At 33.1% G+C, this 26731-nt stretch carries 26 protein-coding genes and 1 tRNA gene; 9 read left to right on the forward strand and 18 right to left on the reverse strand.

The window, feature by feature from the left end:
• Window positions 1-7 precede the first annotated feature (7 nt).
• The 6 genes from asnB to recF form a co-directional block, all read right to left on the reverse strand.
• Window positions 8-1855 (reverse strand): asparagine synthase (glutamine-hydrolyzing), encoded by a 1848-nt coding sequence (gene asnB, locus ACXX80_RS09220; protein WP_458552948.1) that lies wholly within the window; start codon window positions 1853-1855, stop codon window positions 8-10.
• Window positions 1856-1857: 2 nt separating this feature from the next.
• Complete coding sequence (locus ACXX80_RS09225) at window positions 1858-2925, reverse strand: glycosyltransferase (RefSeq protein WP_458552949.1); 1068 nt, start codon at window positions 2923-2925, stop codon at window positions 1858-1860.
• Window positions 2926-2940: 15 nt separating this feature from the next.
• Window positions 2941-3612 (reverse strand): DUF2461 domain-containing protein, encoded by a 672-nt coding sequence (locus ACXX80_RS09230; RefSeq protein ID WP_458552950.1) that lies wholly within the window; start codon window positions 3610-3612, stop codon window positions 2941-2943.
• Between the two features lie 7 nt (window positions 3613-3619).
• Window positions 3620-4318 carry a thioredoxin domain-containing protein gene (locus ACXX80_RS09235; protein ID WP_458552951.1) on the reverse strand — a complete coding sequence of 233 codons (699 nt, stop codon included), beginning with the start codon at window positions 4316-4318 and terminating at the stop codon, window positions 3620-3622.
• A gap of 184 nt (window positions 4319-4502) precedes the next feature.
• A complete protein-coding gene (locus ACXX80_RS09240) occupies window positions 4503-6623 on the reverse strand; it encodes an ATP-binding response regulator (RefSeq protein ID WP_458552952.1) in 2121 nt (706 codons plus the stop codon).
• Between the two features lie 78 nt (window positions 6624-6701).
• Window positions 6702-7781 carry a DNA replication/repair protein RecF gene (recF, locus tag ACXX80_RS09245; RefSeq protein ID WP_458552953.1) on the reverse strand — a complete coding sequence of 360 codons (1080 nt, stop codon included), beginning with the start codon at window positions 7779-7781 and terminating at the stop codon, window positions 6702-6704.
• Between the two features lie 144 nt (window positions 7782-7925).
• Between recF and ACXX80_RS09250 the strand changes: the two genes are divergently transcribed.
• From ACXX80_RS09250 to ACXX80_RS09275, 6 genes are all read left to right on the forward strand, one after another.
• On the forward strand, window positions 7926-8699 hold the full coding sequence (locus ACXX80_RS09250; RefSeq protein ID WP_417951781.1) for a tetratricopeptide repeat protein: 774 nt from the start codon (window positions 7926-7928) through the stop codon (window positions 8697-8699).
• 106 nt (window positions 8700-8805) lie between these two features.
• A complete protein-coding gene (gene ribH, locus ACXX80_RS09255) occupies window positions 8806-9381 on the forward strand; it encodes a 6,7-dimethyl-8-ribityllumazine synthase (protein ID WP_417981037.1) in 576 nt (191 codons plus the stop codon).
• A 164-nt stretch (window positions 9382-9545) separates the two neighbouring features.
• The gene (mutL, locus tag ACXX80_RS09260; RefSeq protein ID WP_315208935.1) at window positions 9546-11387 is read left to right on the forward strand and encodes a DNA mismatch repair endonuclease MutL; all 1842 of its coding nucleotides are present in this window, start codon (window positions 9546-9548) and stop codon (window positions 11385-11387) included.
• A complete protein-coding gene (locus ACXX80_RS09265; RefSeq protein ID WP_458552954.1) occupies window positions 11384-12145 on the forward strand; it encodes a rhomboid family intramembrane serine protease in 762 nt (253 codons plus the stop codon). Before mutL ends, ACXX80_RS09265 begins: the two co-directional genes overlap by 4 nt.
• Before the next feature lie 61 nt (window positions 12146-12206).
• Entirely contained in the window at window positions 12207-13076 is an 870-nt protein-coding gene (locus tag ACXX80_RS09270; RefSeq protein ID WP_458552955.1) for a rhomboid family intramembrane serine protease, read from the forward strand.
• 46 nt (window positions 13077-13122) lie between these two features.
• A complete protein-coding gene (locus ACXX80_RS09275; protein ID WP_458552956.1) occupies window positions 13123-14169 on the forward strand; it encodes an endonuclease/exonuclease/phosphatase family protein in 1047 nt (348 codons plus the stop codon).
• A 16-nt stretch (window positions 14170-14185) separates the two neighbouring features.
• Here ACXX80_RS09275 and ACXX80_RS09280 read toward each other — a convergent pair whose 3' ends face one another.
• From ACXX80_RS09280 to ACXX80_RS09310, 7 genes are all read right to left on the reverse strand, one after another.
• Window positions 14186-14812 (reverse strand): WbqC family protein, encoded by a 627-nt coding sequence (locus ACXX80_RS09280; protein WP_458552957.1) that lies wholly within the window; start codon window positions 14810-14812, stop codon window positions 14186-14188.
• 20 nt (window positions 14813-14832) lie between these two features.
• Window positions 14833-15213 (reverse strand): four helix bundle protein, encoded by a 381-nt coding sequence (locus ACXX80_RS09285; protein ID WP_458552958.1) that lies wholly within the window; start codon window positions 15211-15213, stop codon window positions 14833-14835.
• Between the two features lie 128 nt (window positions 15214-15341).
• Complete coding sequence (gene lepB / locus ACXX80_RS09290) at window positions 15342-16928, reverse strand: signal peptidase I (RefSeq protein WP_458552959.1); 1587 nt, start codon at window positions 16926-16928, stop codon at window positions 15342-15344.
• 68 nt (window positions 16929-16996) lie between these two features.
• Complete coding sequence (gene dapB, locus ACXX80_RS09295; RefSeq protein WP_315208917.1) at window positions 16997-17698, reverse strand: 4-hydroxy-tetrahydrodipicolinate reductase; 702 nt, start codon at window positions 17696-17698, stop codon at window positions 16997-16999.
• Window positions 17699-17757: 59 nt separating this feature from the next.
• Window positions 17758-18318, reverse strand: coding sequence for a DUF5683 domain-containing protein (locus tag ACXX80_RS09300; RefSeq protein WP_417981021.1), 561 nt, complete (start codon window positions 18316-18318; stop codon window positions 17758-17760).
• Window positions 18318-19217, reverse strand: coding sequence for a ParB/RepB/Spo0J family partition protein (locus ACXX80_RS09305; RefSeq protein ID WP_282717726.1), 900 nt, complete (start codon window positions 19215-19217; stop codon window positions 18318-18320). The genes ACXX80_RS09300 and ACXX80_RS09305 overlap by 1 nt, the downstream gene beginning before the upstream one ends.
• A gap of 4 nt (window positions 19218-19221) precedes the next feature.
• Window positions 19222-19989, reverse strand: coding sequence for a ParA family protein (locus ACXX80_RS09310; protein WP_458552961.1), 768 nt, complete (start codon window positions 19987-19989; stop codon window positions 19222-19224).
• 434 nt (window positions 19990-20423) lie between these two features.
• Here ACXX80_RS09310 and ACXX80_RS09315 point away from each other — a divergent pair.
• Window positions 20424-20498: transfer RNA gene (locus tag ACXX80_RS09315), tRNA-Pro, on the forward strand.
• Between the two features lie 130 nt (window positions 20499-20628).
• Window positions 20629-21576 carry a thioredoxin-disulfide reductase gene (gene trxB, locus ACXX80_RS09320; RefSeq protein WP_458552962.1) on the forward strand — a complete coding sequence of 316 codons (948 nt, stop codon included), beginning with the start codon at window positions 20629-20631 and terminating at the stop codon, window positions 21574-21576.
• Window positions 21577-21704: 128 nt separating this feature from the next.
• On the opposite strand, the gene ACXX80_RS09325 is transcribed toward trxB, so the two are convergent.
• The 5 genes from ACXX80_RS09325 to ACXX80_RS09345 all read right to left on the reverse strand — a co-directional run bounded on the left by ACXX80_RS09325 (window position 21705) and on the right by ACXX80_RS09345 (window position 26065).
• Complete coding sequence (locus ACXX80_RS09325; protein ID WP_458552963.1) at window positions 21705-22538, reverse strand: GIN domain-containing protein; 834 nt, start codon at window positions 22536-22538, stop codon at window positions 21705-21707.
• Window positions 22539-22623: 85 nt separating this feature from the next.
• Window positions 22624-23364, reverse strand: a complete 741-nt coding sequence (locus ACXX80_RS09330) for a head GIN domain-containing protein (RefSeq protein WP_458552965.1) — start codon at window positions 23362-23364, stop codon at window positions 22624-22626.
• 4 nt (window positions 23365-23368) lie between these two features.
• A complete protein-coding gene (locus ACXX80_RS09335; protein ID WP_417981013.1) occupies window positions 23369-25129 on the reverse strand; it encodes a PspC domain-containing protein in 1761 nt (586 codons plus the stop codon).
• 2 nt (window positions 25130-25131) lie between these two features.
• Entirely contained in the window at window positions 25132-25464 is a 333-nt protein-coding gene (locus ACXX80_RS09340) for a PadR family transcriptional regulator (protein WP_099713267.1), read from the reverse strand.
• 145 nt (window positions 25465-25609) lie between these two features.
• Window positions 25610-26065 carry a DUF4870 domain-containing protein gene (locus ACXX80_RS09345; RefSeq protein ID WP_458552966.1) on the reverse strand — a complete coding sequence of 152 codons (456 nt, stop codon included), beginning with the start codon at window positions 26063-26065 and terminating at the stop codon, window positions 25610-25612.
• A 153-nt stretch (window positions 26066-26218) separates the two neighbouring features.
• Between ACXX80_RS09345 and ACXX80_RS09350 the strand changes: the two genes are divergently transcribed.
• Window positions 26219-26671 carry a DUF4442 domain-containing protein gene (locus tag ACXX80_RS09350; RefSeq protein ID WP_417981011.1) on the forward strand — a complete coding sequence of 151 codons (453 nt, stop codon included), beginning with the start codon at window positions 26219-26221 and terminating at the stop codon, window positions 26669-26671.
• Window positions 26672-26731 lie beyond the last annotated feature (60 nt).

The following is a 26731-nucleotide window of genomic DNA, read 5'->3' on the forward strand; positions in this document are numbered from 1 at the left end:
GTAAGAATTAAAATTTAGTTGCATACGTTTTCATCCAGATATGCATCATAAACAATGGCATAATATAAGGAGTCATCGTAACATCACCCTTTTGTAAATTCTGAACTAATTTTTTAATGTTTATGTGTTCAAAATAAGGTATTTGAAATAAATCACTTTTCGAGAAAGAATCTAATTCGTCTTTGAAAGCAGGACTTTTTGTGATGTAATCGCCCCAAGGCGCACTCAAACCAACTTTTTTGAATTTTAGAATTTCATTTGGCAAACGTTCTTCCATTGCTTTCTTTAGAATGAATTTCCATTTTTTTCCTGTAAAAAGCCATTTGTCTTCTAATGATCCTAATCCAACAATTAATCTGGGGTCCAGAAATGGTTCTCTACATTCAATGGATGCACCCATGGTACAACGGTCATTCCTGTCTAAAAGCGAGCATAAGTAGGTGTGTTGGTCAAAATAAAGTGCTTGACGACGTAAATTACCAGGATACAATGACTTTGCTTCTTTGTAGATTTTTTTTCGGTATTCGTTGCTTGGAGGTGTATTAATCCCAAAAGTTTCCGCAATATCATTGGGATAAATATTGGAACCATTAAATAGGACTAAATCGGATTTTTTTATGATTTGGGCATAACGCGTTAATTTCTCGTATCGTGGTTGTTTTGTAAAAACATCCAGATTTCCTATGGTGGCTATAGAATTCAATAAGGATGGATATTGTAAGGCCTTGTAGCGTACATAGCCTCCCATCAACTCATCGGCACCTTCGCCGGAAAGCAACACTTTTACGGAAGGTTTTGCCATTTGTGAAACTGCTAAAAGGTGTGGTTCGCTTAAATGCATGATTGGCTCATCCTGAAAATAAGTAGCATTTATTAATTGGTCATAAAGATTCTTATCCTCTAATTGCATGGTTTGAAATCCATAATCGAATTTCTCTGCCATCATTTTAGCCAAATGTGCTTCGTTATGTTCTTTCTCTTTAAAACCAATATTAAAGGTTTGTATGTCTTTGTATTTTTGATGGTGTAATGAAGCTAAAATAGACGAGGAATCCAGTCCGCCACTTAACATAACACCTACAGGAACGTCGCTCACCATTCGCATTTTTACAGAATCATCAAACGTTTCTCGAAACCATTCTACCGGATTTTTTATTTCAGGTTGGTTTTGAATTTCCTTTTTTAAATTCCACCATTTTTCGACAGTAGTTTTTCCACTTTCATAAATGGTCATAATATGTCCGGGCAATACTTTTTTTACGTTTTGATATAGCGTGTTTTCTCCGGCAACAAATCTGTTAAAAATATATTCTTCCAGTCCTTCCTGTGCCATTTTGAGTGGAACTCCAGCCGTGAAAAGTGCTTTCTGTTCAGAAGCAAAATATAAAGTTTCGTTATAAAAAGAATAATATAAAGGCTTAACACCCATTCTATCCCGAACAAGAGTTAACTTTTTTTCTAATTTATCCCAAATAGCAAATGTAAACATACCGTTGAGGCGGTTGAGCATTTTTAAACCATGCAATTGAAATAATTTCATCAAGACCTCGGTATCCGAAGTAGTTCTGATATCAAAACCATTGCTTTTTAATTCTGGATAAAACTCTTTGAAATTGTAGATTTCGCCATTATAAACCATCACATATCTTCCGTCTTCTGATTGGAAAGGCTGGTGTCCGGCGAGAGAAACATCTAGAATTGAAAGTCTTCTGTGTCCAAAACCAATATTATTTTCTATAAACAATCCTTTGTCATCAGGACCTCGATGTTCTAGCGAATCGCGCATTTTTACAAGAACGCGTTCGTCAATTTTTTTTTGTGATTGTAAATGCAAGATTCCATTAATTCCACACATAGTTAATTGGGGCTATTTGTGTTAATTAATTCGTGGTATTTATTGGCAATGATTTTCATATTTATGTTGTAATCTGCATTTTTCTCTAAAATTTTTCTATTTTTTAAAACAGCTTCGTTTCGGTGTTTATTGTTTTCAAATGCCCAGATTAATTCTTCGGCCAGCATTTTGTAATCATCAACTGTAACTAATTGTCCATTTTCGCGGTGTTTAATCCAACTCTTATTTCCTTCAATATCGGTTACAATTGGATAGCAATTAGTAGCCATAGCTTCAAATAATGAGGCCGAAACACCTTCAGTTATTGGCATACTAATGTAAATATTAGATTGCTGTAATAGTTTTGGTAATTCAGTATTTGGGATTCTTCCCGTAAAGTTGACTTTGTTTTCAATACCTAAATTTTTTGTTAAATCTTTTAATTTAGAAAGTTGTGTTCCGTCTCCTATAATGGTAAGTAAGAAGTCTATTCCTTTTTGGTTTAAAAGGGCAAATGATTTTAAAATAATATCATGACGATATTCAGGTAATAAAGAACGAGTGACTATGGCACAAATTTTTTCTGGATTGGCGTTGTTTTGATTTCCAAATTTAGTCAAATCAATTCCTTTCGGTAAAACTAAAACTTTATTCATATCGACATTGGCTTCATGCATAGAAATAGTCATCACGGGTCCCCAAGCATGAATTAAATCTGCTTTTTTGAAAGCGTAATTCTGAATAAGTTTTTTTAACGGTAATGTAATCGATTTTTTAGGCCATAAATCGGTTTTGCCTTGTTGTGCAATTGCAACAGGTTTTACACCGGATAATGCAGCAAGAAAACCATAACTTGTAGTTCTTTCTGCAATTACCATATCCGGTCTTTGTGCTTTTATTATTTTCCTGATTTTAAAAATGGCTAATTCAAATTCGAAAACCCTTAAAATTCGGTTATGAATGCAATTGTTGGGTGTTTTTAATTCCCAAGTAATAATTTCAAAATCACCAAATTCCTTTAAACCATTCATCCAAGTTATGGCATCGGCTCTGTAGGATTCTCCCAGAAAAAGTATTTTCTTTTTTTTCATCAGTGTAAATTATAACTACTCAGAAGTTAAAGCTCGATTTATAAAATCGTTCAGTGGTTTAAGCGCAATCAGTTTTTTACTCATTGTGGCAACAAAATCTTTTTTTGTTACTTCTGAAAAATCAATTCTTTGAGAACATTCGAAACTTTTCAATTTCAAAAATTCAATAGCAGGATGTTCTTTTTCGTACCCTCGTGGTGGATTTTTCAGTGTATCTTTTTCATTTCGATCAAAATCTTTAAACTCTCTTTTGAAATCTTTTTCGTTGAGAATAGCTTCTAAATCATCATGAAAATAAGCAATTTCCTTACGCATTTTTTTCAAATCTACCGCTTCGGGACAATACAACCCACCGGCAATAAAACTAGCTCCTTTTTCTAAATGAATGTAATAACCAGAGCGATTCATACCTTTTGCTCCCGAAGAAAGCCAAACGCCTAAATGCGATTTGTAAGGAGTTTTGTCTTTAGAAAACCGAATATCACGATTGATTCTAAAAGTACAATTTTTCACTTCAAGCATTTCTAGCGATGGATCAAGCGGTTTCATGGTGTCAAGAAAATTACCAACTAATTGCTGGTATTCTTTTTTGACTGCTTCGTAGCGTTTTTTATTTTCCAAAAACCAGTCCCTATTGTTGTTGGCTTTTAAATCATCTAGAAATTGGATTGTATTTTTTGAAAGCATCTTGAAGCTATTGTAGTTGTTTTTTTAAATCATTTTCACTTATAAAACCAGAATGTTTCCATTTTACGGTTGCATTTTCATACAGTAAAAGTGTAGGAAGTTCGCTGATTTTCATTTCAGAAATTAAGGTTTTATTTTTATCGGCATCCAATCGAATAATAACTACTTTATCTGCTAAATCTTTTTGCATTTGCAAAACATAAGGAGCCATTTTTTTACAAGGCGCACACCATTCAGCATAAAAACTAATCAATACTTTTTTATCTGAATTTAATAGTTTGTTGTATTCCGTAGCGGATAGTCCTATGATTTTATCACTTGGTTTAGAGTATCCTGCAGCATCCCATTTTAATATTCCTCCGTCTAATTGATAAATAGTTTTAAAACCTAATTCATTTAGTTTTTCAGCTGCTTTCTGGCTTCTTCCACCACTTTTGCAATACACAAAAACGGGTTGAGATTTGTCTAGTTTTTCTACATCGGAAACAAAAGTAGTTCCAAGCCAATTTATATTTTTAGCATTATCAATATGATCAGACGTAAATTCGTTAGGAGTTCTTACATCCAGAATTTGTGGATTCGGAGTCGCTGCCATCTTTTCAGCAAAAGCTTTTGAATCAATAGTTTTGATTTCTTTGGAATTTTGCCCGTTGCAAGACGCAAAAACTAAAACTAAAAGCAGGTACAAAAGAGATTTGTATTTCATGATAGGTGTTTTTTGGATAAGCTAAAGTAAGCAATTAAATAGTGCTATTAATCATTAATTTAATATGTTGTGTGCTGCGTTTTGCAGGCAATTATAGAAATTATGATGAATTTTAATCCCAAATCTATTTGTGTCTTATTGTCTACCAAAGTTTCTGTATTATAAAAGTGAACTTTAGGATTGCTTATTGATTCAATACCGTGTAAATCTTAAAAAAAAGTTCTTCTTTGTTAATTGGTTTTATTATGATTTCATCTATTTGTAATTCTTCTAGGTTAGCTGTATTCATATACGAATCTCCTGTTATTACAATAATTGGGATTTTTGCATTGTTGTTTTTAATTTCTTTGACATCCTCAATAAAATCAAAACCTGAATAATCACAAATTTGAAGATCGGTTATAATTAAATCCACCTCATTTGTACTGAGGTATTCTTTTGCAGCACCAACTTCTTGATAAGTTGTTACTTTAAAATTGATTTTGGACATTAATTTTTTTAAAAGTAATAATGTCATTGGATCATCATCTACAACCAAAAGCTCTTTGTTAGTGTCCTTAAATTGATTGATTAGTTTTGTTTGATTTGTTTCTTGTTCCAGCTTTAATGTCTCTAATATCAAGAAAAAGGAAATTTCAGTTCCTACATTTAGTTTACTTTTTACGGCAATTTCACCGTTAAATAATTCAATTATATTTTTACATAAGTTCAATCCTAATCCAGCTCCAAAACTGATTTGTTCATGATGCGTTTTACTTTGATAAAATTTGTCAAAAATTTTATCAAGTTCTTCTGAAGGGATTCCAGCTCCTGTATCTGTTATTTTTACATCAAAGCGGAGTTTTTCGCCTTCTGCTGTTAGATTTGTTTCAATAGTTATTGATCCTGTTTTTGTGAATTTTATAGCATTACCAATTATATTGTAAAACAGTTGGTGAATTTTAACATTATCAGCCCACACATCTTGATCAAGGTCGGGGGAGATGTTGTATTTAATTTGGAGTTGTTTTAATTCTGCTAATGCCTTTAAAGACTCTAATATAGAGCCGACTTCTGTTTTTAGATTAATTTTTGAATTGTACAGCAGCAGTGTACTATTTTCATTTTTAAAGAAATCGAGAATTTGACTTACAGTGATTTGCAAGGAATTTGCAGTAAAGTATAACGAGTCTATATTCGAATTTAAATCTGGATTTGTATTGAGCCCCTTTAATTTTTTTGAAAAATTGGAAATGATATTTAGGGGCGCTCTCATCTCATGGCTAATCATTCCTATAAGTTGATTCTTTTTATCTAGGCTTATTTCAGCATTAATTTTTGCTTGCTGTAGATTTTTTTCCAGTAAGTATGAGTATACAGTGTATAGGAGTAGTAAGATAGTTATAATGCTTATCGTGATTAGCAAAATAAAGATGAACTTCTTTTTGTCTTTTAAACTTGCATTATATTTTTTTATGGAGTTCAAGTAATCAATCCTATTCAATTCCTGAGCGGAACTAGAGTAGATTAAAACAATCTCTTGACTTTTAGACAATATGCTTTTATTGATCAGTAGTAAATCTTTGTCTTTTGCTTTTAAAGCAGAATGAACTTTTTTTAATTTTGTAACTTCCGTCTTATAATAATTTTCAGTTAACTTAAAAATGTTGCGTAGCTGGTCTTCAAAGGAACCCGACTTTTCTTGGTTGTTAAAAACCATTTTGATAACTGACTTTACTTCCTCTTTGTCTACTTGTGTTTTGCCTGAAAGTGCATTTCCAATACGACCAAATAGACCTTTCTTTTTAGTAACAACAGCCGTTTTAGTCGTGTCGTATGTAATGGAGCTTAAAACGGTTTCGTAATTATAGGCTTTTACTTTAAAGTCAATATCTTCCAGTTTTGCCGCTGCTTTAAAATTAGTATTGATTATTAAATTTAGTTCCGCTTGAAGGTCACTAACATTTTTTTCAGTACTTAGTTTTGATGCAATGATTTGCTTGAATATATTGTTCTTAGTGCTAAGGGAACTTAGTTGGTCTAAATCAGCAGCCATTTTTTTTATAGCAGTTCTGTAAATTGTATAGTCTTGTGCTGAATTACTATTTAGATATGAGGTGAATGCATTATTAGCTGTAAAATAGCTTTTAATAGCTTGGTTGGATAAGGATACAGCTTCATTTGGTTTAGCAATTTTATCAATTGAAGTGTAAAGATTATTTTGAATTTTTATCTCTGCATACCAAAAAGAAAAGGCTATCGCTTGCAATGTAATTATTGAAATAAAAAGAAGGAGATGGATTATTTTTCTGTTTTTTAAATTCATGGTTGTAAGTCATTAGTCACTAAAGATTGACATGTTTGGTTTTTTAATAAATTTTGTTTCAAATTTTCATAAAGATAGTTATAAGTTGAAAATTTTATACGTCTGATGTGTCGATTTTACAATGGTTTCAGTACGTTCCGGATGTGTATCTGAAATAAAAAGTTGACCAAAAGTATCGCTGTTGACCATTTCGATGATTTTTGCTACGCGACTTTCGTCCAATTTATCAAAGATGTCATCAAAAAGTAAAATGGGTTTTACACCGCTTTGCTTTTTTAGAAATTCAAATTGAGCTAATTTTAAAGCAATCAGAAACGATTTTTGTTGGCCTTGAGAACCAAATTTTTTAATTGGATGTTGATCAATTTCAAATGCTAAATCGTCTTTGTGAATTCCTACACTTGTGTAATGTAAAGAACGGTCTTTGTTTATGTTTTCTTGTAATAAAGTCAATAAATCTTTTTCGAATAAATGACTTTCATAAACCAGACGGACAGTTTCCTGCGAGCCTGTTATGGCTTGATGGTGTGTGTTAAAAATAGGAATGAACTGGTCAATGAATTCTTTTCTTTTTTCGAAAATATAATCTCCAAAACCGTTGAGTTGCTCATTATATATCGAGAGCGTATCAGTATCAAAAACATGATTCAATGCAAAATATTTCAACAAAGCATTACGCTGACTCATTACTTTCTGATATTGAATGAGTTGCTGTAAGTAATGGGAATCCAGTTGGGAAATCACGCTGTCCATGAATTTTCTTCTGGTTTCGCTGCCTTCCACAATCAAATCCCTATCAGCAGGAGAAATGATAACTAAAGGAATAAAACCAATATGATCTGAGAATTTTTCGTAGGCTTTTCCGTTGCGTTTCAATATCTTTTTTTGTCCTTTTTTTAGGCTGCAAAGAATTTGTTCATTTCTTTCGTTTTTTTCAAATTCAGCATCAATCACAAAGAATTCTTCTCCGTGTTTAATATTCTGAACCGCTAAGGGATTGAAATAGCTTTTTCCGTACGATAAATGGTAGATTGCATCCAGCACATTTGTCTTACCAATACCATTCTTACCTACAAAACAATTTATTTTGCTGTCAAAATCGAAATTTGCTTCCGAAAAATTCTTATAATTGAATAATGAAATCTTTTTTAAATACATCTGTAAGGCTTGCTGGTATTGAGAACTTTGATGTTTTTAAACGGGTTTTTCAAAGTGGGTGCAAATTATTGAAAAATATCGATAAAAATGGCTTTTAGATTTGAATAAAAATTTTATTTTTGCGACTCACTAAATTAAAAATAAATGGCTACTTACAATAAAAGAGGATATAAAGCACCAAAAGAAAAAGAAGTAAATGACGCGGTTGAAGCAGTACAAATTGATGAAAAAGACAGCACAACAGCTGGTGTTTTTTCAACATTAGACGAAACAGCTTCGAAAACTGAGGATTGGGTAGCTAAAAATCAAAAAGTTATTATTGGTTTAGTTGCCGCTGCTGCTATTTTTACTATTGGTTATTTAGGATACCAAAGATTCGTTGCCGCACCACAACAAGAGGAAGCAGCGAATGAAATGTTTGTAGCACAGCAAAATTTCCAAAAAGCAACTGATGGAGTAGCAAGTGACTCATTATATAAACTATCTTTGAATGGTTCAGAAGGTAAATTTGGATTCTTAAAAATTGCTGATGAATATTCAGGAACTGATGCAGGAAATTTAGCTAATTATTATGCTGGAATTGCTTATTTGAATACAGGAAAATACACGGAAGCGATTGATTATTTAAGTAAATTTAAATCAGATGATATTGTTTTAGGAGCTTTGGCAAAAGGAGCAATTGGAGATGCTTATTCTCAAAAAAATCAACCGAAAGAAGCTTTAGAAAATTACGTAAAAGCTGCTGAATCAAATAAAAATGATTTCACTACGCCACGTTTCTTGTTAAAAGCAGGAAAAACAGCTTTGGCATTAGGAAATAAAGCTGATGCTTTGAAATATTTTACAGATATTAAAGACAATTTTGAAGGAACTCCAGAGGCTGCTTCAGTTGACGTTTTGATAGGATTAGCACAATAATAAAAAATGATAGTAAGATTGGGATTTAAGATTGGAGATTTTTGATTTCAAAAAGCTACCTTTAATATCTGAAATCAAAAATCTAAAATCAAAATTTTAAAATAAAATGGCTACCGTAAATAAAAACTTATCCGAGTACGATAAAAATTCAATCCCAAACGCGAAAGATTTTCGCTTTGGGATTGTTGTTTCAGAATGGAATGATTCCATAACTGAAGGACTTTATAGAGGTGCTATTGAAGCCCTTTTGGAAAATCAAGTTCCAGCCCAGCATATTATTCGCTGGAATGTTCCTGGAAGCTTTGAACTTATATATGGTTCAAAGAAAATGCTGCAAACACAAAATGTTGATGCTGTGATTGCTATTGGATGTGTAATTCAAGGGCAAACCAAACATTTTGATTTTGTGTGTGAAGGAGTAACGCAAGGTATAAAAGACCTGAATGTTCAAACGGATATTCCTGTAATTTTTTGTGTTTTGACTGATAATACCATGCAACAATCCATTGATAGAAGTGGAGGAATTCACGGTAACAAAGGTACTGAAGCAGCTATCGCAGCTATCAAAATGGCGTATATTCGTCAGCAGGCTTCGTTAACCCACCAAATAGATAATCAGCATTTATTATCTGCTGGAGCAATTCAACTAGAAGAAGGTTCGCCTTTAGAGTTGAAGGAATAAATAATAAAAATACTAATTATTAAACCTATACTGTCTCATAAATAGTATAGGTTTTTTGTTTTTTTTATGATTAAATAAGCTACCATTCCCAATAGAAATTCATTAAATTTGTACATCTTGGTTTTAAAAAATTTAAACCTTAAACTTTAAACAACATTTTTTTAATGTCGAGTATAATTCAATTACTTCCTGATCATGTTGCCAATCAAATTGCTGCTGGAGAAGTCGTTCAAAGACCAGCTTCAGTTGTCAAAGAGTTGCTGGAAAATGCGGTAGATGCCAGAGCAACAGATATCAAATTAATTCTTAAAGATGCTGGGAAGGCATTAGTTCAAGTGATTGATAATGGTTTAGGAATGACTGTTACCGATGCGCGTTTGTGTTTTGAACGTCACGCCACTTCCAAAATTCGTCAGGCAGAAGATTTGTTTTCTTTGCATACCAAAGGGTTTCGTGGAGAAGCATTAGCATCTATTGCGGCAATTGCCCATGTAGAAATGAAAACCAAGCAAGATCAAGAAGAACTTGGAACACACATTATCATTGAAGGCAGTAAGTTTGTATCGCAAGATGTTGCTGTTTTGCCAAAAGGTACTTCATTTGCAGTTAAAAATTTATTTTTTAATATTCCGGCGCGACGTAATTTCCTGAAATCGGATACGGTGGAATACCGCCATATTATTGATGAATTTCAACGTGTAGCCTTGGCTCACCCAAAAATACATTTTACGTTTTATCACAATGGCAGTGAAATGTTCAATTTGCCGCCATCTACTTTACGCCAACGAATTGTCAATATTTTTTCGGGTAAAACCAATGAAAAATTAGTACCGGTTCAAGAAGAAACAGAGATAGTGACGATACAGGGATTTGTAAGTAAACCTGAATTTGCCAAAAAAAATCGTGGAGAACAGTTTTTCTTTGTGAATGATCGTTTTATAAAAAGCGGTTATTTGCATCATGCGGTTATGGCTGCCTATGACGGAATTTTGAAAGATGGGGCACAGCCCAGTTATTTTTTATATTTATCGGTGCCTCCTAATACTATTGATATCAATATTCATCCCACTAAAACGGAGATCAAGTTTGATGACGAACATGCATTATATGCTATTTTAAGAGCTTCCATAAAGCATAGTTTAGGTCAGTTTAATGTGGCTCCAGTTTTGGATTTTGACCGTGATTCTAATTTAGACACGCCGTATCATTACAAAGATTTAACGGGGGAAACGCCTACAATTCAAGTTGATGGAAACTTCAATCCTTTTTCCGAAGAAAAACCCAGCAAGCAATTTTCCAGTTACAGAAAACCGGAACCAACGGCTAATTGGGAAAGTTTATACGTAGGTTTAAAACAAGATACGGATGAAATAGGACAGATGACTTTCGAAAATGAAGAAGTGACTTCCTCTTTATTTAATGACGAAGAAGTTGAGCATTCTGTTCATAAAACGTATCAAATACATAAAAAATATATTGTTTCCTCCATCAAATCAGGGATGGTAATTGTCGATCAACAACGTGCGCATCAACGTGTTTTGTATGAGCAGTTTTTAGTAAATATGACCGTTAATCAGGCATCAAGCCAGCAGTTGTTGTTTCCTTTGAACTTGTTTTTTTCGTCGAGCGAAATGGATCTTATCGGTGAATTACAATTATCATTAATGAACACTGGATTTGTCTTCGAAGAAAATAATACTGATCATATTGTTATTTCAGGAATACCGGTAAATGTAACGGAGAGTGAAGTTTCTCTGGTTTTAGAACAATTATTAAGTGATTTGCAGGACGGAATTCCTGAAAGCAGTTTCAGTCAGAACGATACGATTGCCAAATCTATGGCAAAAAGTTTAGCGGTAAAAACAGGAACGCACCTTACAGAAAAAGAACAGGAAAATTTGGTTAACGGCCTTTTTGCCTGTAAAGATCCCAATGTTTCCCCATTTCATAAACCCACTTTCATCACGATGCGTGTGGAAGATTTAGATAAAAAATTTGCATTATGAGAAACGTAACTGAGACAGTAAAACAATTAATAATTATAAATGTATTGTTTTTTGTAGGTACACTTGCTTTAGGGGATTTTAATCCCACAAATCCAGCCTATAGAATATTGGCTTTGTATTTTCCAGAAAACCCAAGTTTTCAATTGTGGCAACCGCTGACGCACATGTTCATGCATGGTGGCTTTATGCATATTTTTTTCAATATGTTTGCGTTGTATTCTTTTGGATCAGCTTTAGAGCAAATGTGGGGAAGTAAGAAGTTCTTATTTTTCTATATTTCCTGTGGACTAGGCGCTGCGTTGTTGCATACCGGAGTTAATTATTACTATTTTCAAGATGGTTTGAATACACTAATCGCTAACGGATATCCTAAGCAAGAAATTTTACAACTTTTAAATGAGGGTAAAATAGATACAAGATGGCAACAATTTATATCCGTTTCTGATTTTCAAAATTTCACAAGCGCTTATGTTGGTACAGCAGTGGGCGCATCTGGAGCTATTTATGGAACGATAGTAGCATTTGCTTTCATGTTTCCTAATGCTGAATTGGCTTTGATGTTTATTCCTGTGCCAATAAAGGCAAAATATTTTGTGCCAGGTTTAGTATTGGTTGATTTGTATTTAGGTATTTCTGGAAAATCAATTTTTGGTGGCGGTGGAATTGCCCATTTTGCACACGTTGGAGGTGCTTTATTTGGTTTTATTATTATGTGGTATTGGAAGAAAAATCAGTTCAATAAAAATCGTTGGAATTAAAAATCTAACCCCTTTTAAAGTAGTACGACCTAAATATCAGCTCTTAAATCCCAATTAAATTATGAATATTATTGACGACCTGAAATTACAATACAAGATGGGAGGAATAGTTACTCAGCTAATCTTTTGGAATGTAGCTTTGTTTGTTCTACCATGGTTGTTTTTTGCTCTTTTATCCTTGTTGGGTGTCAATATTGATTACATCCATTATGTGAGTTTGTCCTCTAATCCGGCAGATTTGCTTTGGAAACCCTGGTCGTTACTTTCGTATGCTTTTTTTCACAGTGGAATCATGCATATTATTTTTAATATGATTGTTCTGAACTTCTCGGGCAGATTATTTATGACGTATTTTACTTCTAAGCAATTGCTGGGCTTGTACATATTGAGCGCCATTTTTGCAGGAATTTGTTATATTTTGGTATTTTACGTTTTAAATATTAATGCTCCAATTGTAGGTGCTTCTGCCGCTATTATGGCTATTTTAGTAGCAACTACTACTTATCATCCTTTGATGGATCTCCGTTTATTGATTATTGGAAATGTCAAGTTGTGGCATATAACTGCCGTAATTATTATTGTTGATTTAATGCAACTGCGTTCAGAAAATATGGGTGGGCATATTTCTCATCTTTCTGGAGCTTTTTTTGGTTTTATTTTTATTAAATTGCTTCAAAATGGAACCGATTTAAGTACTGTTGTTACTCGTGTTATAGATTTTTTTGCAAATTTGTTGAAAAAAAATAAGTCAACACCATTCAAGAAAGTGCATAAAAATTACAGTAAGCCTTTGGTAAAAAGCGTTTCAAAAATAGTTACAAAAGATAAATCTCAGCAGCAGATAGATGAAATTTTAGATAAAATCAGTCAGTCAGGTTATGATAGTTTGACAAAAGAAGAAAAAGAATTCTTGTTCAAAGTTGGGAAATAAGTATCAAATAAGATTTTAGATATTGTCTTACTAAAAAATATAGAAAATGAAAAATCTTTCATGGTTTAATAAAGGAATGTTTTTTTTGAATATAGTTCTTACTATTGTCACTTTTATTGCCTATGTTCTGCCTTTTTTGGCACCGAAATCTTTTCCTCTTTTATCCGTTTTGACACTTTTCATGCCGCTTTTTTTTATCTTAAATGGCTTGTTTTTTGTGTATTGGGCTTTGCAATTCAAAAAGCAATTGATAGTTTCGGGTTTGGTTTTATTGATTGGAATTACTTTTATAAATAAGTTTTATAAATTTTCTTCACCAGAGTTTCCTAAAGAAGAAAAAGATTTTACCGTAATGAGTTATAATGTTCGTCTGTTTAATGTTTTTAAATGGATTGACAGAGACGATGTTCCTTCAGATATTCTCACGTTTATTAATGATAAAAACCCTGATATATTGTGTATTCAGGAATACTCTTCCTCAGCTGATATTGATTTGAAAGTGTATCCCCATAGATATATTTTTACCGATGGAAACCAAATTAAAACGGGACAGGCGATTTTTTCTAAATTTCCGATTATTGATCAAGGAAATATTATTTTTCCAAATTCAAGTAATAATGTTGTTTTTGCGGATGTAAAAAAAGGAAAAGACATTATAAGAGTGTATAATATGCACATTCAATCCATCAAAATTTCTCCTGATGTCAATGAAATTGATGAAAATATAGATGCGATTAATCAGCAGAAATCACAAATGTTATTTATTAGAATCAGTAAAGCGTTCAAGCAACAACAACAGCAAGCGGAGATTTTTAAGGAACATAAAATGAAATGCACGTATCCAATTATCATTTGTGGCGACATGAACAATAGCGCGTTTTCATATGTGTACCGAAGCATTAAAGGAAAGTTGAAAGATAGCTTTGAAGAAGCAGGGAATGGTTTTGGAGAGACCTATAAATTCAGGTACTATCCAGCCAGAATTGATTATATTTTTGCTGACGAAAAAATGAAAGTAAAGAAGTTTGAAAATTTTTCGAAATTTATTAACTCAGATCATTTTCCTATTATGGCTAGATTGTCTTTGGAATAAAATTTAATTAGGAATTTTATTTTAGAATCAGATCTTGCTTTTTTAAATAATCCATTGCATATTTCCCTTCATTAAAAAGCAAATCTATAACACTAAGATTGTTGATAAAACCATATTTGTCATCAAAAACCTGAGTGTAACTTTCGAATACAGAAAGATCTTTTTTCCCGTTTACCAAAGCTCTGAAATCAGTAATTATAGTTGTGTCAACTTCATGAAAGTATTCGGTTGTTGTCGTGTAATCCTGTTTTATACGGAAACATTTTGATAGGATATCAAAAACCTCAAAATTTAAATCCAATAAAAAAGTATATTTTTTTTCGAAAATTGGTCTGATGTCATCTTCGAAAAACTCAAAAAAAGGAGAACTTCGGTATCCTGCTTCTAATGATTTGAAATGTTGTTTTTGCCAATCAAAATCAGTTTCAATTTTGATATCTTTTGTTTTTTGATGACTTTGTTTCGAATGTTTTACAGGGATGTTTAATAACTGAATTCCGTTTGGACTATAAATATAAGTGCGGTTGCGGTTGGTTTGTTTCTGGAAATTATCTTCTATTTCAAAAGTAATGTTTTCCGATTGTACCATGGCTGCAAAATGGCTTATCGATGGGAAATAGGTAGGATGGATGAGGATGTCCATGTGGTTATTCGTTATTTTGGTTATTTGGTTTTTTCCGTTGATTTGTCTATTTGGTAATTTCGAAGTCCATTTAGTTTGTTTGTAACACTTTCGATATTTTGTCTTAACCTTAAATAGTCATCTTCGATTATAATATTTAACTCAAAAGATAATATCAATTGATTTAAAACTTCAATGGCTGAACTAAATGCCATTGTTGTAAAATGTGCCTTGTCTTTATATGAACTCCTTGCAGAGCCTTCGGCAATATTTGAGCAGATAGAAACGGATGCTCTTCTTAATTGTGAAATTAATCCAAACTTCTCTGAATCTGGAAATGTAGAAGTTAAGAAATAAATGGATTTAGTGAATTCTTTAGCTTCATTCCAAACCTCTAATTTCTCAAATGAATAAGTATACATTTTATTTGGTGATTTGTTAAGTAAATTGCTAAGTTATTTGAAACGTAAATTTCATATTTATTTTTTATCTAATGACTAGATATGTTTCTGTCTTTACGATCAAATAAACAAACTAACGAATAATCAAATTAACTTTTACCCTCTTTCCTTTTTTTCCAAAAATACTCTCCAATGAAAAATGCTGCTAAAGCGAATAGGAAATATTTTAAATAAGATTGAGGTTGGCCTTCACCGCTAACAGTTGTAAAAACTCTGTCCCAACGTATTTTATTCAACCCTTTACCATTTGTATCCCAACTTAACCAGATAAAAATAGGTTTCCCTACGATGTGATTTTCAGGAACAAATCCCCAATAGCGGCTGTCTTCAGAGTTATGACGGTTGTCACCCATCATCCAGTAATAATTTTGTTGGAAAGTGTAGTCTTTAACTACTTTTCCGTTTAGTCTTATTTCGTTTCCTGTTACTTTAAGGTCGTTTTTATCTCCATTTTCATTTGTTTCATAATCAGTAATTATGGTTTTATAAAATGGCAATGATTCAGTTGTTAAAGCGACAGTTTTTCCTTTTTCTGGTACATAGATAGGGCCGTAGTTGTCACTGTTCCACTTATTGATATGCGGGAAAACACCTTTTCCATTACTAGCTTGATCAACATCTCTTGATATTTGTCTTGTAACACTAGTAATACCAGGTACATTTTTCAATCTTTCAGCTCCAGCAGCTGTCAAAGCACTAAAAAATAATGTGTCTCTTCGCGTTTCATCTGTAACAAGTACAGGGTCAGTTACGTCCATCTCTTTAAGTAAATGCTCAAAATCGATTGGCGTTTTTCCGTCTAATGATACTTTGTAGGAGAATTGCGGTTTTGCTCTTTCAGGTAATTCCAATAGTTTACCATCAATATAAATCATACCGTCTTTTATAGATAAGTTGTCTCCAGGGATTCCAACACATCTTTTTACGTAATTCGATTTCTTGTCTACCGGTTTAAAAGCACGTCTTTTTGAAGTGTCAAAAAACCTGTAAACAGTATCAACCGGCCAGTTAAATACAACGATATCCGTTCTGTTTATGTTTTGAATTCCCGGTAATCTTAAATAAGGTAATTGCGGCCAAGTTAAGTATGATTTTTTTTGAAGTAAAGGGATAGAATCATGAACCATTGGCAATGCTACGGTTGTCATTGGGATTCTTGCACCATAATTCATTTTACTCACAAATAAAAAGTCACCTACCAATAAGGATTTTTCCAATGAAGAGGTAGGAATCGTGTACGGTTGAATTAAATAGGTGTGAACCAAAGTAGCTACTATAACTGCAAAAAGCAATGAGCTAACGGTATCAGCTGCTTTGTTTTCGGGGCTTAAACTTCTGTCAGCTATGTAATTTAATTTTTGAGTATAATTAACATAATAAATGTAAAATCCAAGAGTTACAAGCCCTAAAAAAGTATCTAATCCAGATCGTTTTCCAAAACTTCTCAATGTTTCTACCCAGATTACAGGAAACATAATCAAATTAATAATTGGGATAAAAAGTAAAATCGTCCACCAAGTAGGGCGGCCTATTATTTTCATCAAAACAATAGCATTGTATACTGGAATAGCTGCTTCCCAACTTTTCCTTCCCGCGCTTTCATATAATTTCCATGTTCCTAAAAAGTGAACTATTTGTACTAGCAGAAAAAATACAAACCATTGATATACTGACATAGTTTTTTGTTTAAAGTTTGAAGTTTAAGGTTGTTTCGTTAGCGATTTTCCTAAAACCGAGTATAATTTTATTTTAAGTCTAAAACATCTTTCATGGTAAAAACACCTTGCTTTCCTATAATCCATTCTGCTGCAATCACAGCACCCAGAGCAAAACCTTCACGATTGTGTGCGGTATGTTTTATTTCGATAGCATCAACAACAGAATTGTATGTTACGGTGTGTGTTCCCGGAACAGTTCCTATTCTTTTTGCTTCGATATGAATTTGGTCGGCTTCAGGCTTTTCTAATGTCCAGTTGGTGTACGAACTATTTTCAATTACTCCTTTGGCTAATGATATCGCTGTGCCACTTGGTGCATCTAGTTTTTGAGTATGATGAATTTCTTCCATTTCTACTTTATAACTGTCAAATTTTGACATGATTTTTGCCAAATATTCGTTGAGTTCAAAGAAAATATTCACGCCTAAACTAAAGTTAGAACTGGAGATAAAACCACCGTTCTTAGCTGTGCAAAGTGCCACCATTTCATCATAATGTTCTAACCAGCCTGTTGTTCCTGAAATTACAGGGACATTAGCATGGAAACAACTGGAGATATTAGGGACTGCAGCTGTTGGAACACTGAAATCAATAGCTACATCAGCAGTTGAAAGACCATCAAAAGTATTGTTTTCATCTTTTTTCAAAACGATTTCATGTCCTCTTTCCAGTGCAATTCTTTCAATTACCTGACCCATTTTTCCGTATCCTAAAAGCGCAATTTTCATTTGTTTTTTATATTTATAAATTAAAATTTTAAAGATGAATGGAGTATTCTGTTTTCAATCTAAAAATTATAATTAAATGTTAGTCCTACATTAGTCTTGAATGTTACATCATTTGGATAAATAACAGGTCTTACTGATAAGTTTTCATCCACATTGAATTGTATTAAAGCAGCATCGACATTAGCATCTATGATATTTAATGCATAAAACGCTAAAGTTACCAAAGCTGATAAATCTCGATTTCTTTGATAAAATTTTTGCCCAGCAATCAATCGATTATTATCTAAGAAAGCCAAATCATCGGTAGTGTATCCTTCCAGTCTGCTTTTGTAAGCATCTCTGTATTGATGGTATTTCCTGTTGTTGTCAATATAAAAGTAAACACTGGTTCCTAAAGCTCCGTAAACGAGCGGTATTTTCCAGTATTTTTTATTGTAAGCCTGACCTAAACCCGGCAAAATTGCCGAAAAGAAAGCTGCTTTAGCAGGAGTCAATGGATCAATGTCATTTGATTTCAAAGTATCTTTTGCGACAAGTACTGCTTCTGTTTCCGTTTGGGCAAAAACAGTAGTGTTTCCTGCAATAAAAAGGAATAGACCTATGAAAATGATTTTATGCACTACTCGTTTATTAATTTAATAATTCTGTTGAAGTCTTCTTCAGAATGAAATGGAATAGTGATTTTTCCTTTACCGTTTCCAGCTACTTTCACATCAACTTTGGTTCCAAAATAATTTGTAAAAGTACTTTTATGGGAATCTGCAATTTCAAATGAAGCTGCTTTTGGTTTACCGGCAGGTTTAGGCTTTAAACTTTCCTGATAGTTTTTTACTAAAGCTTCGGTATCGCGAACGGATAGATTTTGACTGACGATTTTTTGATAAATATCAGTTTGAATATCTTGGTCTTCAATATTGATAATTGCACGACCATGACCCATACTGATAAAACCATCACGAATTCCGGTTTGGATGATCGGGTCTAGTTTTAAAAGGCGTAAATAATTAGCGATAGTAGAACGTTTTTTTCCTACACGATCACTCATTTGTTCCTGAGTCAGCTGAATTTCGTCAATCAAACGTTGGTACGAAAGTGCAATCTCAATTGGATCTAAATCATGACGCTGGATGTTTTCCACCAATGCCATAACCAATGATTCGTTGTCATTTGCAATACGAATGTAAGCAGGAACTGTTTTCAATCCCACAAGTGTCGACGCACGAAGACGACGCTCACCCGAAATCAATTGGTATTTATTGAAGTCTAATTTACGTACGGTAATAGGCTGAATAACGCCTAATTCTTTAATAGAAGTCGCTAATTCTCTCAATGATTCCTCATTGAAATTACTTCTTGGCTGAAACGGATTTATTTCAATTGCTTCAATTTCAAGCTCAATGATATTTCCTACAACTTTATCAGCATTTTTGTCGTCAACGGATTTTATATCGTTTTCCGGATCTTTCAATAGTGCGGATAATCCTCTTCCTAAGGCTTGTTTTTTTATTGCTTTTGCCATAAAACTATTTACTGTTTTTCTTTATAACTTCTTGAGCAAGATGCAAGTAATTAGTAGCTCCTTTGCTTGTTGCATCGTAGTTTATTATACTTTCTCCAAAGCTTGGCGCTTCGCTCAGTTTTACATTTCTTTGAATAATAGTGTCAAAAACCATATCGTTGAAATGTTTTTGAACCTCTTCAACTACTTGGTTTGATAAACGCAATCTCGAATCAAACATGGTTAATAATAACCCTTCGATATCTAAATCTGGATTGTGAATTTTTTGGATGCTTTTTATCGTATTCAATAATTTCCCTAAACCTTCCAGTGCAAAATACTCACATTGAATAGGAATAATCACAGAATCAGCAGCAGTTAAAGCATTCAACGTAAGCAATCCAAGAGATGGAGCACAATCGATAATGATATAATCGTACTCGTCCTTGATGTTTTCCAATGCTTTTTTAAGCATATATTCCCTGTTTTCTTTATCGACTAATTCGATTTCAATTGCAACAAGGTCAATATGTGATGGAATTACGTCCACATTTGGAGCAGAACATTTTATGATGGCCTCTTTCGGCGTATGACTATGTTCCAGAATTTGATACGTACCTATCTCTACAGATTCAACATCAATTCCTAATCCTGAAGAGGCATTTGCCTGTGGATCAGCATCAATAAGTAATACTTTTTTTTCTAAAACACCCAGTGAAGCAGCAAGATTTACAGACGTTGTAGTCTTTCCAACTCCACCTTTTTGATTAGCAATCGCGATGATTTTGCCCATTTATTTTTCTAAATTTTGAACCGTAAAAATACAATTATTTATGGTTTCTAAAAATCTATTTTGTTAACATTTGTTAAAGCTTGATTAGTCGCTATTTGGCAATTCCCATTCTTAAAAAGGATTTCATTTTTTAGGAGCTATTCCAGCTGTGCGCTACAATCCCGATAGTTCGGGACTTGAGTTGCTCCCAGTTTTTTCTAAAGCCATAAACGGAGCTTCCTTTGGTCGCTCTTTTCTGTCAAGAAAAAATTGGTCGCACCTCGGAGAAGCTTTTCACTTCCATCTGGGCTAGGAAAGTTGTGGCTGGATTATACTTTGAAAAAACAAATTTATTTTAGATTTCCATACTGATTTTTTGCGCCAAATAAATTTAGTCCTTATTTCTGAAATAGTTTTGCATAAGCCAAAAATAGTACTATATTTGCACCCGCTTTCGGGGTGTAGCGTAGCTCGGTTATCGCGCCTGCTTTGGGAGCAGGAGGCCGCAGGTTCGAATCCTGCCACCCCGACAAATTGATCCTTTCTGTTCTCACAGAAGGGATTTTTTTATTCCAGAATAATTAAAACTGATACTTCTAGTTCACTATTCCAGCAATAATATCCTATTTTTGCACTGTTAAATTCAAAAGAAACATTAATATGTCAGATACAATCGAAAAAATTAAATGTCTTATTATAGGTTCTGGTCCAGCAGGTTATACTGCAGCGATATATGCCGCCAGAGCAAACATGAATCCTGTTTTGTACCAAGGAATGCAGCCTGGTGGACAGCTAACAACAACTAATGAAGTAGAAAATTGGCCTGGTAATCCTGAAGGAATTACTGGTCCGGAAATGATGGTAGGATTACAAGCACAAGCACAACGTTTTGGTACTGATGTGCGTGATGGTTGGGCTACAAGAGTTGATTTCTCAGGAGATGTTCATAAAGTTTGGATCAATGATACTATAGAATTACATTGCGAAACAGTAATTATTTCTACTGGAGCTTCAGCTAAATATTTAGGGATGCCATCAGAACAACATTATTTAAAAATGGGCGGTGGAGTTTCTGCATGTGCTGTTTGTGACGGTTTTTTCTATAGAAACCAAGAAGTAGTAATTGTAGGGGCAGGAGATTCAGCTTGTGAAGAAGCACACTATTTGTCAAAACTTTGTAAAAAAGTAACCATGTTGGTGCGTAGCGAAAAATTCAGAGCTTCTAAAATCATGGAAGAACGCGTTCGCAAAACCGAGAATATTACCATATTAATGAATCACGATACTGTTGAAGTATTAGGAGATGAGCAAGTGGTTACTGGGGTAAAGGCTTTGAATAAAACTACAAATGAAGTTTTTGATATTCCTGCGACTGGTTTCTTTGTAGCTATTGGTCACAAACCAAATACTGATATTTTCAAAGATTATATCTCGTTAGACGAAACTGGATATATTATTAATACTCCCGGAACCTCAAAAACTAATGTTGAAGGCGTTTTCGTAGCGGGTGATGCAGCAGATCATGTATATCGTCAAGCGATAACTGCAGCCGGAACAGGTTGTATGGCTGCTCTTGATGCTGAAAGATATTTGGCTTCTAAAGAATAATCAGAATCTGATTTTTTAAGATAAAAAAAGTCCCATTTGCCTTAGCAATTGGGACTTTTTGTTGGTTAGGATATATGTTAATCAATTCTGTTCTTTCGCCCTCTCCTTTGGAGAGGGCGGGGAGAGGATTATTTCAACTTTTTTATCAATTTTGCTTCATCGACAAATTTTCTAATTTCAATTTTTGGAGCGCCCACAAGTTGAATCTCGGATTTATTAGCTGCGTCTATGATAACGGTTGTTGCTGCATTAACACTACAAATGGAATAACTTTCTGTGGTTACGTCAACATTTTTTACAGTTAATTTATTTCCTGTCAAGCTCGAGTTATTATCCAACCGAATGATGGCATTAGTGGCATCTCCTTCGATACTAGCATCTGCTTTTTGATACATATCTACTTTCAAATCTGTAGTAGTGACTAAGGCTTTTAGAGATGCGTTTTTACTTAATTCAATGGTAGTATTTTCTGATTTTAAATTGAGTTCTGTTTTTGATTTATCATCAGATTGTAATACGAATTTTTTGGCATTCACATTCAAAAATAGTTTGGATGCATCGTGTGCTTTTAGTGTAAAATCATTCAATAAAATTTCCTGAATCGCATTTACAGTTGTTTCATTTTTAGACGTAACCAGATTTAAATCATTGGTATATGTTACTCTAACAATCAGTTTTTTATAATTAGTGGATTGTTTTGTAGTGTAAATACGAAGCATATTGTCTCTTAAATCCAGCGAAATAATATCGTGTAAGTTGTCATCGGCTTCAATTTTTAGTTCGGTTTTTTCACCTCTTTCTAAGTATACTTCGAGATTGTCTTCAACAGTGAGCGATTCGAAATTACCCACTTCCCTTTGTTCTACAGTTACTGTTTTTGAGCCTTTTACTTTTTCCTTTTTCTGTGCTAAGGTCAATGTAGTTGATAAAAGGAGTAGGAGTATAACAGCGTATTTTTTCATAGTCATTTAGATTAGTGTCTACACAAATATAAAAAAATCATCCACTTGTGATGGATGATTTTTTGATTTTTAGTAAAATGATTTGTTATTCTTGATGAATACTTCCTCCAGAATTGGTTTCTTTTCGAATTGATTTTGGAACTTTATTATAGCTTATACTTCCTCCGCTAGAAGCTTCGGCATCCAGACTCACAATAGGATGAATGTTGATGGTGGCTCCACTGGAAGCTTCGGCATTAACTTCATTAGCTAATAAGTTTTTGGCGTCAATTCCGCTTCCACTTGATGCATTTGCTTTCATTTTTAATCCCATTCCATTAATGGTGATGCTGCTTCCGCTACTGGAATCACAAGTAATATCATCTGCTTCTATATTCAGGTCGATAGTTCCAGCACTAGAAGTATTCAGTGTGATATTTTCTCCTTTTATAGTGTTTCTACTAGTTATTGAAGCGCTGCTATTGGCTTCTAATTGTTCAATAACTGGCATTTTTACAGTTACTTTTTTAGATTTCGTATTGATAAAAGAATTTTTATCACAAGAAATAACGAGTGTGCCATTTTCAACTTTGGTAAAGATGTGTTTTTGCAAATTATCATCAGCTTCAACTACTATTTCAGTTACGTCTGATTGTTCAATGACAAGATCGATAGCATTGCTAACTTCTATGCTTTTGAAATCACCTTCCACATTTCTTCTTTCGGTGGTGACATTCCCACTTCCTTCAATTGATTGTAAATTTATGGAATGGTTACACGATGCAAATAGTAAGGCAGTTAACGCAACCAGAATAAATTTTGTAATTATTGTGATGATTTTTAACATAGCTTTAATTTTTAATGATTACACCGTTTTTACTTATTGATAAGCCTTTTTTGGTTCCAGCTTCATTCACTGTTACCGTTTCTCCGTTTACTTTTACAGTAGTAGTTGTTATACTATCATTTTCGGTTACTTTTCCAGTAATGTTTACTTCTACATTATCACCATTTTCATTTTCATCAACATCATTATATTCATTTTCATCAGCAGGACAATTTAAACATTTTATTTGAGAATTTTCTACTTTGTAAATGTAATTGTCTGAACTGTAGTGTAAGTTGAAAAATGAATCGTCAGATCTGTCGTAATTTTGTACTGAAGTATCTGGTTTCAACAGAATCCCTTCTGGTAGGTATAAAAATATTTCTACTTCCTGATCACGGAATTTATTGGCTACTTCTGTCAATAAATAATTATCTAGAATCAGCTGATTTCCTTCAATTTTTATAGCGTATTTTATTTTTTCAGCTCTTCGTTTTGCATCTTGAAATGATTTACCTCTAGCTATTTTTTCAATTTGAATGAAAGGTAATTTCTCGTCTGTGCGTAAAATTTCTAAACTTACATTATTGGAATAAATCAATTGCGTGTTAGCTGAATCTTGAACAAACTTGAAGCTTTCTCTGTCGTCAATGTCTTTTGTGTAATACTCATTGTATCTGAACTTTACAAACAAAGTATCATTTGGTAATACATTAATCGTTTCTTTCTGAACCGTTTTCCCTTCGTAAGCCACTTCTGATGCTTGTTTTATTCCTATCGAAATTAGTATCGCTATTGCAATTATCCAAAGTGCCAATAATGTGTATTTAGCAATATTTCCAATTGATTTCATGGTAGGAGACAATAATTTGAAACCTAAAAGGGTCAAGAAAAAGAACGGAATTCCAACAGCAAAGAACATTAATAATCCAAAAGACCATATTGGGTAATCTGTGAAATTTCCTGCTTCAATGAAACTTTGCCATGGCACATCAATAAAATCTGAGGAACCTAAAGTGAAAACAGCAATTAGTAAAGAAACTAATGTTGCAATTCCAGTGATAATTAAAATAACACCTAAAAACTTTGCAAAAATCTTAAAAATAGTCATGATAAAATCTCCAAAAGAGCTTCCTATTTTCCCGGCACCCGTTTTTATTTGATTACCATATTTGTCGTAATCTACATTTTTTATTTTCCCGGAAACGCTTTCAAACTCTTCACGTACTTTTTTTTCGATATTCGAAATATTTACGGGTTCTCCTGTCATTTCCAGTTTTTCTGATGTGGTAACGGCCTCAGGAGTAACAATCCATAGAATGATATACGCTAAAATTCCAGTTCCAAATCCAGCAAAAACTAATAGTATTAGAACGATTCTGATCCATACGGCATCAATTCCAAAATAATGACCTAATCCAGCTGCAATACCACCAATCATACCTTTTTCTTTATCGCGGTATAATTTTTTTGTTCTTCTGTTTGAACTGTCACTAAAGGTTTGCGAACCTTTCAACTCATCTTCAATAATGTAATCTTCCGGTTGTCCCATTACTGCGATAACCTCATCTACATCTTTTAAACCCACAACATGTTTGTCGCTTATTTGTTTCTCATTCAATAATTCTGAAACACGCATTTCGATATCTTTTATGATTTCATCATGTCCAGATGAATTAGATAAAGAACGTTTTATGGCATCAAAATATCGAGTTAATTTTTGGTATGCATCTTCATCTATATGAAAGAACATTCCGCCTAGATTTATATTTACAGTTTTGTTCATGACTATTGTTTTTGGTTGGTTATAAGGTTTACGGCATCGGATAATTCAGTCCAAGTGCCACTAAGTTCTTTTAAAAATGTTTGTCCTATTTCAGTTAGACCGTAATATTTTCTTGGTGGTCCTGATGTGGATTCTTCCCAACGGTAGTTGAGTAATCCATCATTTTTCAATCGGGTTAGCAGCGGGTAAATAGTTCCCTCTACAACTAATAATTTTGCGTTTTTTAATGTGTCCAATATTTCCGATGTGTATGCATCTTTTTCTTTTAATACTGATAAGATGCAAAACTCGAGAACACCTTTACGCATCTGGGCTTTTGTGTTTTCAATGTTCATAATTTCTTTGTTTTGATTTTGTGTTGATTAAACGGTTCATTTTTTGATTGATGATTGATTTGTATTTGCGAGAAACGAAGCAATCGCTCCTTGCTATTTCGTTTTATTTATTACATCTATTCTCTTTTAATCCATTTTATTTTTTCTATTTAATAAACGGAATCGTTATTGGATATTTGTATTTTTCTCCATTTGATGTTTTGATTGAAGCATAAATGATTAAAAAGAATTCAGCCACTTTCAAAAGACCAAAAATTAAAACAGCAACTAATCCTACTGTTAACATTCCAATGTTTCCTTCGAAATTAAAATTTCTAAAAACAAAATCGTGATCATTAACTACAGCTTCAACAGGAATATTTCTAAACAGTGTAATTAAAAATGTTGGAACTGCAATTAGGATAAGCACTAAAGAATACAATAATAAACTTAACTGAAAATTAAGTACTTGTTTTCCGTGGTGATCCACAAATTCAGAACTTTCCTTTTTTGAAGTCCAAAGTATTATTGGAAAAATATAATTTCCAAAAGGAATAAAATATTGAGTCAATGCACTCAAATGAGTAAATGTTGCGGTGTTTTTTTCGGTTGTTGTTTCCATGATTAAAAGTATATAGTAATTTCTTATGCAAATATATATCTAAAAGACAGTATCTTGTTTCGCATAGTACCAAATATTAACATAAAATTAACAAATTAATTTAATATGTACGCATAGTATTTTTTTGTATTTTAGCAAAAAACCTAGCTATATATGAAACTTACAGCGTCAAAACTTAATAAATTTCTCTTATTTAAATTACCGTCGGCATTTATCTGTGGTGTACGTGTTAAAGAGATTGATGAAAACAAATGTGTGGTATCAGTAAAACACCGCTGGATTAATCAAAATCCGTTTAATTCCATGTATTTTGCAGTGCAAGCGATGGCTGCCGAGCTTTCTACAGGAGCTTTAGTGATGTTTCAAATTCAAAAAAGCGGTAGGAAAATATCGATGCTTGTTGCTAACAATAAAGGTAATTTTACCAAAAAAGCAACGGGTAGAATCACTTTTACCTGTACTGATGGTCATTTAATTGAACAAGCAATTGAAAGAACAATTGCTACCGGAGAAGGACAAACGTTTTGGATGAAGTCCATTGGAACAGATGAAAAAGGAGTGCAAGTTTCTGAAATGGACTTTGAATGGAGTGTAAGAGTCAAATAAAAAACACTTAGTTATTTATAAAAAATAGAAAACGCCTCTAATTCTAGAGGCGTTTTTAAT

The organism is Flavobacterium sp. GNP002, assembly GCF_054343795.1.